The organism is Paenibacillus sp. 01L418, from assembly GCF_056400045.1.
Map to the genome: position 1 here is coordinate 1 of NZ_JBFTSN010000634.1, position 2,744 is coordinate 2,744.

Below are 2,744 nucleotides of genomic sequence, written 5' to 3' on the forward strand. Positions count from 1 at the left end.
CCCCTGTGACAGTGCACAAGTTCATCCTTAACCCATGAGAATCTTCCTATTTAAACTCATCTTATCCGTGAGGAATTAATGTAGTGACACTGAAGCCTCTTGAGCCATCGACGATAATTGTACCATTTACGCTTGCTGCCCGTTCTTCCATACCGATGATTCCCAAGCCTTTTATCACCTTCTGCTCACCTTTGCCGTTGTCGGAAACTTCAACCTTGATCAAGGTCCTCAGTACTTCGATATGGATGGAGACGAAAGTAGCGTTTGAATATTTCATGGCATTGGTCAACGCTTCCTGGGTGTTCTCCTGAATGACCTTCCACTGGATCGGAGTAATGATATCGACATTACCTTCATGAGTGAGAGAGGTCCTGATCGTATGCTTCGCTGAAAATTCATCAATAAATAATTTAATCCGATTTATTCCGAGCTTCTCTGTCGGTGGCTTCATATTTTTTAGCACAAGTCGGATACTCTCGATCCCATCCTTGGAGATATGGATTGCATTCTGCAGCAGCTCCGCCGACTTGTTCGGATCGGAGGTGAACAAGCGCTTCGAGGCTTCCATCTGGATCAATGCACCCGTCATCGAATGTCCGATCTTATCATGAATTTCCTGGGACAGTCGGTTACGCTCCTCCAGCTTAATCGTATAATCGGACTGTCTGATATATTCTTTATTCTCATTTAGACTCTCAGTCAAATGCTGGATATGTTCGTTTCTATTTTCTATGTCCTCTTTGAGGTCTGCAATTTTGCTTATGTAATTGTTAAGCAAGAGGGAGTAGAGGAAACTTAGCATCGCAACGAGAGCATATGTAACCAAGGTAGCTTGAGATTCTTGAGACAGCAACAAGAGCGGAACCAGCATGAGCAATAGAATAATTCCGCTTTTACGCAGGTATATAGTGAATAGTTCGTATATGTTCAGAGGGAACAGGAGTAAAAATAAGGGTTGGATATACGACGAGGACGCTGCAATAACCATCATGGATAGCAGAAGCACAATCGTAGTGATACTAACCTTTTTAGCGATATAGATGGAAATATTCAAACACAGGTAGAGGAGGATGGACAACATATACCATGGTGAAATCGAACCTATTGATACATAGGATTGAATGACCACATAGCTTAAGAGAATCGCTTTTACGCCCATTGTCCAGAGTTCTATAGGTGTTCCCCTCTCCGTCACTTAATCCACTTCCCCGGTCAAAAAATAAATCGCGATTTGTGTACGATGCGTAAGACCCTTCTTGCCTAGAATAGAAGTAATATGGTTAGCAATGGTGCCTTCTGAGATGAACAGCTTCTTCGAAATCTCGCGATTGGAAAGCCCTTTCGCGATGAGGGACATAATGTCGTGCTCTCTATCCGTGAATAAGCTTCTGTCGATCTTACTCCCTTTATTTTCTTTCTTATCTTTATCCTTGTCCGGTAGCAAACTAGATTTCAGCTTATCGAGCACAGCATCCTGCAGCACATTATGTCCGTTGTATACAGTAATGATGGCATCCCGAATCCGCTCTGGATCGTTATTCTTGAGCAGATATCCCTTCGCCCCGCTCCGAATCGCATCGAGAATAAACGCCTCGTCATCGAAGGTGGTTAGGATTAACGCTTTGGTTCCTGTCAGCTCAGAGATCAGCTTGGTCGCTTCCACACCATTCATATTGGGCATCTGCACATCGAGCAGTGCCACGTCTACATCATTCTCCCTGCAGAAATCTACGGCTTCTCGACCATCCTCAACCGTCGCCAATACCTCGAACTCATTGAAGGTGGTCAGTATGATCCTCATGCCTTCCCGGATAAAGGGATTGTCATCGGAAATTATAACCTTTATTTTCATCGCTGCTCACTCTCCGTTCTACGCTATTTAACAACATCCCTCACATTTAGCTTGTGCTAGAGCATGTTTCACTTATTCTCTAATTTTGATTATATAAAAAATTACTAGAATATGAATTAATCAATCGATATCACACTTTACTGGTTAAAGCAGCTGTGATCGCGTGTGCAAATAAACTGCTCCACTGGATTTTTGCGATTTTGACCAAGAAGGCAGCAAGCATTCTAGACTGAATATACAATACTTAGATATGAAGGAATACCTTCTCTATATCGGTGGGACGGTTCTTTGTTATTAGTATATCATTCTTCGTTTCGTCTTTAATAAATATTGACAAGCTACTAGCTGGAATAGTTCAACGAGGCTGCCGTGTTATACAGGCAGCCTCGTGATGATTGTTAAGCTATAGTTACCCGTCCCTCCGTTTTAAGGGTTTATCTCACATATACTCACTCATTCGCAGGATTTCGTCACCTTGGATCAAGTCCATCTCAGGAAGYAACGCAGTTGATGCCGCTTGAGATGGTGAGCTGGGCATGCGGAAATAGAGGAACACTCAGGAAATATTCCCCAGRYAGTYTCTACTGCACGCATACTCCACAATCCCTTGGAGGTTCACCCTCCCAAATCTCAACGGGTCACTGCCCTTACATTCCTTCGTTATACCTGTCCAAGGTGTGGAGACCGATAGCGTTTAGCGGATGGGTCTGAGCCCTTATGGGTAACGARCTCGGTCCTCCGTGCTTTCTTTTTGAAATCCTGCGAATGAGTCAATATACGTGATTTCTACTTAAYTTAAGCTGCTTCTGCCCATGCAAKKACSGTTTTCTCTGGCGCGTGAACTTTTCTCCTCGTTGTATAATACCAACTAGAATTCGTGCCAGCTTTCCTA

General features: G+C 43.5%; 2 protein-coding genes. Both read right to left on the bottom strand.

Annotated features, from left to right (window positions below):
- Positions 1-61 precede the first annotated feature (61 nt).
- Positions 62-1,174 (bottom strand): sensor histidine kinase, encoded by a 1,113-nt coding sequence (locus AC1DSE_RS33930; protein WP_441887025.1) that lies wholly within the window; start codon positions 1,172-1,174, stop codon positions 62-64.
- Between the two features lie 21 nt (positions 1,175-1,195).
- Positions 1,196-1,852 (bottom strand): response regulator, encoded by a 657-nt coding sequence (locus tag AC1DSE_RS33935; RefSeq protein ID WP_441887003.1) that lies wholly within the window; start codon positions 1,850-1,852, stop codon positions 1,196-1,198.
- Positions 1,853-2,744 lie beyond the last annotated feature (892 nt).

Bases quoted from the DNA above. Each gene is read 5' to 3' on its own strand.
- AC1DSE_RS33935 (WP_441887003.1), bottom strand. From the start codon at position 1,852: ATGAAAATAAAGGTTATAATTTCCGATGACAATCCCTTTATCCGGGAA.